Below are 5,749 nucleotides of genomic sequence, written 5' to 3'. Positions count from 1 at the left end.
GCCCTCCCGCCCGCCCTCGTGGGGGCCCCCCGCGGGGGCCCTGCGGGGGGCGGGCCCGGCGCTCGGCGCGCATGCGATCGAGCTGCACACCGGCGCCTATGCCGATGCGCCGGCAGAGGCGCGTCCGGCGCATCTGCGCCGGCTTCAGGCAGGGGCGCGGGAAGCGGCCGCTTCCGGCCTCGCCTGCCATGCCGGCCATGGGCTCAGCTTCGACACCATCGCCGGGATCGCGCGGATCCCTGAGGTGTCGGAAGTCTCGATCGGGCACTTCCTGGTCGGGCAGGCGGTGTTCACCGGCCTGCCGGCCGCGGTGCGACGGATGAAGGCGCTGATCGCCCGCCATCGCGGGGGCTGAACGCCCCTGCCGGGCTCAGGCCCGGCTCGGCCCGGTCAGGCGGCGCGCAGCTGCGGCAGGCTGGCCTCGCGCACGGAAGCGGCCCAGCGCGGCGCGGCGGCGAGGAAGGCGTCGAGCTGGACGGGAGCCAGGGATTCGACATGCTCGGCCGCCGTGGTCGCCGCCGGATCCCAGGCGCGGGCGACCCGCAGCACCACCTCCGCCGCGTGGCCCGCCGCCGCCTCGCGCGGCCCGATGCGCAGCATCCGACGCGCGGTGACCAGCACCCGCGCCGCCGCATCGAGGCGCATGCGCTCGGCAAGACCACCCTCGGCGAGTTCGACGACCGCGGCCATGACCAGGCCGGGCTCGGCCGTCACCGCAGGTTGCACCACGACATCCGACATTCCAGGCGAACTCCCGCTGCAGGACCGTACACGGCACCGGGGGGGGGGGGGGGGGGGGGGCCCGCCGCGGGGGGGGCGCCCCCCCCGGGGCGCCCGGCCCGGGCGCGATGCGGTGGGGCCGGCGCCTGCTGCTCACGGCTTCGCGGGATGGCGCGCGCGGCTGCCTTAGCCTTCTGCCGCCGCCCGCTCAAGCCCCGCAGCCGCCGAACCGCCTGGCGCAAGGCGCGTTCCGTCATCGCCATCGCATTGGGAAAGGAGACCAGAGGTGCGCAAGATGGGAATGGTGCTCGGCCTGGCGGCGCTGCTTGGCGCCTGCGGGCAGACCACGGGCGACAGGGCCGTCTCGGGCGGACTGCTCGGCGCGGGTGCCGGGGCCGCGATCGGCTCGCTGGCCGGCAGCGCCGGGACGGGTGCGCTGATCGGCGGGGCCGCCGGTGCGGCGGGTGGAGCGCTCACGAATTCGGGCCAGGTGGACCTCGGAAAGCCGATCTGGCGCTGAGCCGTCGCCGCCGGCCCTGTCGTTGGCCGGCGGCGGGCGAGGGCCGGGTGGCGCGCCGGGCGGTGCCACCTGGCGTCGCGCTGCCCAGAGGAAGGGTGGCGCACCTGCTGGAACGGTGGAGGCAGCCGTCCCCCCCCCCCGATCCGCAGGACGCGCCCTGAGTGCGCGGTCCAGGGTGCCGGCCGCGTCACCGCCGCCGGCGAACGCGGCGAAGCACCTCCTGTCCCGCCGCCACCAGCCTGCGGGACCGACGCGGGCCACGCGCCGGCTCGGCTTTCCGGCGGATCTGCAGCCGCGCGCCGGCCGGGGCGCGGCGCAGCGTCAGGGTCCGGTCGTGATACCGCTCGAGCCCTGGCCGATGCCCGATCGAGAACAGGGCGCTGCCGGCGAGCTCCTCCGTGAAGAGCCGCATCATCGAATCCTGGTTCTCCTCGTCCAGCGCGGAGGTCGCCTCGTCGAGGAAGATCCAGCCGGGCCGATGCAGCAGGAGCCTGGCGAAGGCAAGCCGCTGCTGCTCGCCGAGCGACATGGCGCGATCCCAGCGCTGCTCCTCGTCCAGCCGTTCGGCGAAGCTTGACAGGCCGCAGCGTTCCAGCGCCGCCCGCATCGCCGCGTCTGCAAAACTGGTTGGCGGAGCCGGGTAGGCCAGCGCCCCGCGGAGCGTGCCGAGCGGCAGGTAGGGCCGCTGCGGCATGAAGAACATGCGCTCCAGCGCCGGTGTGCGGATCTCTCCCGAGCCCCAGGGCCAGAGGCCGGCGATCGCCCGCAGCAGGGTGGACTTGCCCGTTCCGCTCTCCCCGACGAGCAGCACCTTCTCGCCCGGGTGGATCTCGGCGTTCGCGTCTTGGATCACCACATTGCCTGCGGCCTGGCCGATCTGCAGGTCGCGGAAGGCGAGGATTTCGTCCTCGCCCTCGCCGGAGCCGGGCACCAGGCGGATGGTCTGGTCGGCCTCCAGCCCGCGCGCGGCGGCGATGCCGTCATCGAGCTCCGCCACGCGCTCCACATGGCTGCGCCATTCGGCGATGAGCGGATACTTGTCCACGAACCAGTTCAGGCTGCGCGTCACCTGCAGGAAGGCCTGCGTGATCTGCATCAGCACGCCGAGCGTGATGACGCCGGCGAAGTAGCGCGGGCTGGCCACGATGATCGGGACCACGCCTGCAGCCATCCCATAGGCCGAGGTGAGATACATCAGGGCGCGCTCGCGGCCGTAGAGCTGCTTCATCACGGTGGTGACCCGGCCGAAGGCGGCGCGCAGGCCACGATCCTCGTCGGGTTCGCCACGGATCAGCGCCACGCTCTCGCTGTTCTCGCGCAGCCGGATGAGCATGAACCGATGGTCGCTCTCGGCCTGGTTGCGGCGGGTGTTGATGCTCGCCATCGGCCCGCCGAGGGCGAAGGTGAGCAGGCTGCCCATGGTCGCATAGGCCAGTGCCGACCACACCATGTAGCCGGGCACCTCGAAGTCGGTCTGCGCCACTGCGACATGGAGCGGGCCTGACAGGGTCCACAGCACGCCGATGAAGGCGGCGAGCGTCAGCACGGAGCCGAGCAGGCCGACGAGCAGATCCACCGCCAGGGTCGTCGCCCAGCGCGTGTTCTCGCTGATCCGCTGGTCGGGATTGTCGGCAGCGTCACCGAGGAAACCGAGCTGGTAGTGCGTGCCCTGGCTCAGCCAGCGCGACTGAAGATCCCAGACGAGGGCGCGTCGCCAGTCGAGGGCCAGCATCTGCTTCGCCCAGAGCTGCGCAACCGCGCTCGCCATCGCCGCGAGCAGCAGCAGCACCAGGATGCCGAGCTGCCCGTAGAAGGCGCCGCGGTCCCTGGCCTCCAGCGCGTTGAAGAAGTCGCGGTTCCAGGTGTTGAAGCGCAGTTCCACCAGGATCTGCACCGCCGTCATCCCGACGACCGCGAGCGTATAGCCCCAGGCGCGCCGCCGATCGGCCGGGTTGCCGAAATAGATGCGCGCGATGCGCCAGAGTTGCCTGGCGAATCCTGGCCGCGGTGCCGCTGCGGCGGCGATCGCCCCGCTGTCCGCCTCCGAGGCGCTCAAGATCGGGCCCGCCGCGGCGCCGGCGCGACGCGGATCCTCTCCGCGCCGCGGCCTTCCGCGGCTGGCCTGCCTCTGTCCCCAGCGCACTCATGCCGCCACGTCGCGCCGCTTGTGGCACGGCCCGGGACGACGAGGCGCGATCGCATGATCGGCACCGCAGCCACGCCTTCAGCGGCGGCGGACGAGGCCGAACACCAGGCTGACCAGGAACAGGATCACGAAGATCGCGAAGAGCACCTGCGCCACGCCGGCAGAGGCGGAGGCGATGCCGCCAAAGCCGAACAGCCCGGCCACCAGGGCGATGACGAGGAACACCAGGGTCCAGTAGAGCATCTGCGCCTCCATCCGTTGCGCGCGATGCAACGCTGTCCCGCGCGCCCGGTTGCCTGGCGCGCAGTGCCGGGGGCGGTGTCCGGCGCCCGGCTCAGTCGGCGCCGATCGGCAGCCCGCGCGTGACCGCCTGGTAGGTGGCCACGGCCAGCGCGGTGGGCTCGAAGGGCTTTGCGATGACGAAGGCGGGCTCGACACGCCGTCCGGTCAGCAGGCGCTCGGGATAGGCGGTGACGAAGATCACCGGCGTCGCATGCCGCGCGAGGATGCGCTCCACCGCGGAGGCGCCGTCCCCGCCATGCCCGAGATTCACATCCGCCAGCACGAGGCTGGGCCGCTCGGCCTCGGCGATGGCGACCGCCTCATCCTCGGTGGCCGCGACGCCGACCACGTCATGCCCCGCGCTCTCGACCAGAAGCCGAAGGTCCATTGCGATGATGGCCTCGTCCTCGATGATGAGGACGCGCGCGGCGGTCGAGGCGCGCAACTGGTCTCGCGCGACGCTGAGTTCGGCTTCCGCAGCCTCCGTTGCGAGACCCAGCACCGTCGCGGCGGCGGCGACGTCGAGTTCCTCCAGCGAGGTCAGCAAGAGCAGCATTCGGCCGAGCGTCGGCGGCGCCGTGCGGCCGTCCTCCGGCAGCCGGCGGGCGATGCGGGCAATGCCCGCGAAGAGCGCGAGCTTCGCACCGTCCGGCCCCGGCTGTGGCTCCACGCCCTCGCGCAGGGTCTCGGCGACCATCGCATCGCCGTCCTCCTGGCTCCCCGCCAGCGCGCGGGCGAACCGACGCGCAAAGGGCAGTGCCTGGAGCAACGCCGAACGGTCCATGTCGCTCATCTGGATGTCATTCCCTGCTCGGCCCCTGGGCAACGCGGCACGCCCATGCGATCCAGCCTCGGACGAAACTGATATGCGGTGGCGCGTGGCGCAACAAGACGAGCGGACGATCCAGCGCGCAACCATCGCGGAGTTGTTGCCGGAATTGCGTGCGGCGGCCCGACTCCTCGCGGCGTCGCGAGCGGAAGCGGACGACCTCGTGCAGGAGGCCGTTCTGCGCATGCTGCGCGGCCTGGAGGGATTCAAGCCGCCTGCCCCGGCCGAAGGCGACCTGCGCGCAGCGATGCGTGCCTGGGGTCTCGCGATCCTGCGCAACGCCTTCCGCGAGGATTGGCGCCGACGGCGACGGGAGCGGCAGCAGGCGCTGTCACATCCGCGTGAAGAGGAGGCGCGTGCCGGCGGGCAGGATACGGCGGCGCGCATGCGGGACCTTGGTCGTGCCGTATCGGCGTTGCCGCCGGCGCTTCGCGAAGCTCTGGTGCTGGTGGGCGCGCAGGGAATGACGCATGAGCAGGCCGCTGCGATCTGCCGCGTTCCGGTGGGAACGATGAAGGCGCGTGTCTCGCGCGCTCGCGCCGCCCTCGCGAAGGCTCTCGGCCCTGTGATCGAATAACCCGCGCGCGACGCAACCCTTGCCAGGCGTCGGACATATAGGGGGCATCAGGATGGGAGTTGATGATGCCCAACGAGTTCCACGCGCAGCTGGTCGCCCTTCTGCCTCGCCTTCGCGTGCAGGCGCTGGCGCTTGCGCGCAACCGGGCCGCCGCCGAGGATCTGGTGCAGGACGCGGTGGCCAACGCCCTCGCGGCGCAGGACAGCTTCACGCCGGGCACCAATTTCGCGGCCTGGATGCACCGCATCCTGCGCAACCGCTTCATCTCGACCCTCCGCAAGCAGCGCGAGACCACGGATATCGAGGATCTCCCCGCCGGCGCCTTCGCCGTGGCGGCGACGCATGAGGACCGGCTGGTCCTGAAGGAGCTGGGCCACGCCGTGAACCGTCTTCCGGCGGACCAGCGGGAGGCGCTGTTCATGGTCGTCCTGCAGGGCCTCTCCTATGAGGAGGTCGCCGCCACCACGGGTTGCGCGGTGGGCACCGCGAAAAGCCGGGTGTTCCGTGCGCGGCGCCAGCTGCAGGCCTGGATGATGGGGGAGGGCGAGGCGCCGGAGCGCCGGGAGACGGAGAAGGCGCGGCCTTCCTCGTCGCGCCACAGCGCGTCCGCGCTTGGCGAGACTATGCGCGGCGCTTAGGATCGTGCCGGTTGGTTGCGCCGCCGCGTCAGCGGCG

The 5,749-nt window shown here is 72.5% G+C and carries 8 protein-coding genes; 4 read left to right on the top strand and 4 right to left on the bottom strand.

Features of this window, described 5'->3' with window-relative positions; all coding sequences use genetic code 11:
- On the top strand, positions 1–355 hold a 355-nt coding region (locus AC1MIR_RS16175; RefSeq protein WP_480029214.1), incomplete at its 5' end, for a pyridoxine 5'-phosphate synthase.
- 35 nt (positions 356–390) lie between these two features.
- Here AC1MIR_RS16175 and AC1MIR_RS16170 read toward each other — a convergent pair.
- Positions 391–741 (bottom strand): hypothetical protein, encoded by a 351-nt coding sequence (locus tag AC1MIR_RS16170; RefSeq protein WP_480029213.1) that lies wholly within the window; start codon positions 739–741, stop codon positions 391–393.
- A gap of 274 nt (positions 742–1,015) precedes the next feature.
- Between AC1MIR_RS16170 and AC1MIR_RS16165 the strand changes: the two genes are divergently transcribed.
- Positions 1,016–1,240, top strand: coding sequence for a YMGG-like glycine zipper-containing protein (locus AC1MIR_RS16165; protein WP_480029556.1), 225 nt, complete (start codon positions 1,016–1,018; stop codon positions 1,238–1,240).
- 187 nt (positions 1,241–1,427) lie between these two features.
- Here AC1MIR_RS16165 and AC1MIR_RS16160 read toward each other — a convergent pair whose 3' ends face one another.
- The 3 genes from AC1MIR_RS16160 to AC1MIR_RS16150 form a co-directional block, all read right to left on the bottom strand.
- Positions 1,428–3,296, bottom strand: coding sequence for an ABC transporter ATP-binding protein/permease (locus tag AC1MIR_RS16160; RefSeq protein WP_480029212.1), 1,869 nt, complete (start codon positions 3,294–3,296; stop codon positions 1,428–1,430).
- A 168-nt stretch (positions 3,297–3,464) separates the two neighbouring features.
- Positions 3,465–3,629 (bottom strand): DUF1328 domain-containing protein, encoded by a 165-nt coding sequence (locus AC1MIR_RS16155; protein WP_480029211.1) that lies wholly within the window; start codon positions 3,627–3,629, stop codon positions 3,465–3,467.
- A 91-nt stretch (positions 3,630–3,720) separates the two neighbouring features.
- A complete protein-coding gene (locus AC1MIR_RS16150; protein WP_480029210.1) occupies positions 3,721–4,461 on the bottom strand; it encodes a PhyR family response regulator anti-anti-sigma factor in 741 nt (246 codons plus the stop codon).
- 85 nt (positions 4,462–4,546) lie between these two features.
- Between AC1MIR_RS16150 and AC1MIR_RS16145 the strand changes: the two genes are divergently transcribed.
- Entirely contained in the window at positions 4,547–5,074 is a 528-nt protein-coding gene (locus tag AC1MIR_RS16145) for a sigma-70 family RNA polymerase sigma factor (RefSeq protein WP_480029209.1), read from the top strand.
- Between the two features lie 65 nt (positions 5,075–5,139).
- Positions 5,140–5,712: a sigma-70 family RNA polymerase sigma factor gene (locus AC1MIR_RS16140; RefSeq protein ID WP_480029555.1), complete on the top strand. Its 573-nt coding sequence runs from the start codon at positions 5,140–5,142 to the stop codon at positions 5,710–5,712.
- Positions 5,713–5,749 lie beyond the last annotated feature (37 nt).

The organism is Falsiroseomonas sp. RANM36 (assembly GCF_056682175.1).
This window is presented reverse-complemented; position numbering and strand designations above follow the sequence as displayed.

What these genes read in the sequence shown, in the direction of transcription:
- AC1MIR_RS16150 (WP_480029210.1), bottom strand. Translation starts at nt 4,461, where the DNA reads ATGAGCGACATGGACCGTTCGGCGTTGCTCCAGGCACTGCCCTTTGCG.
- AC1MIR_RS16165 (WP_480029556.1), top strand. Translation starts at nt 1,016, where the DNA reads ATGGGAATGGTGCTCGGCCTGGCGGCGCTGCTTGGCGCCTGCGGGCAG.
- AC1MIR_RS16140 (WP_480029555.1), top strand. Translation starts at nt 5,140, where the DNA reads ATGCCCAACGAGTTCCACGCGCAGCTGGTCGCCCTTCTGCCTCGCCTT.
- AC1MIR_RS16170 (WP_480029213.1), bottom strand. Translation starts at nt 741, where the DNA reads ATGTCGGATGTCGTGGTGCAACCTGCGGTGACGGCCGAGCCCGGCCTG.
- AC1MIR_RS16155 (WP_480029211.1), bottom strand. Translation starts at nt 3,629, where the DNA reads ATGCTCTACTGGACCCTGGTGTTCCTCGTCATCGCCCTGGTGGCCGGG.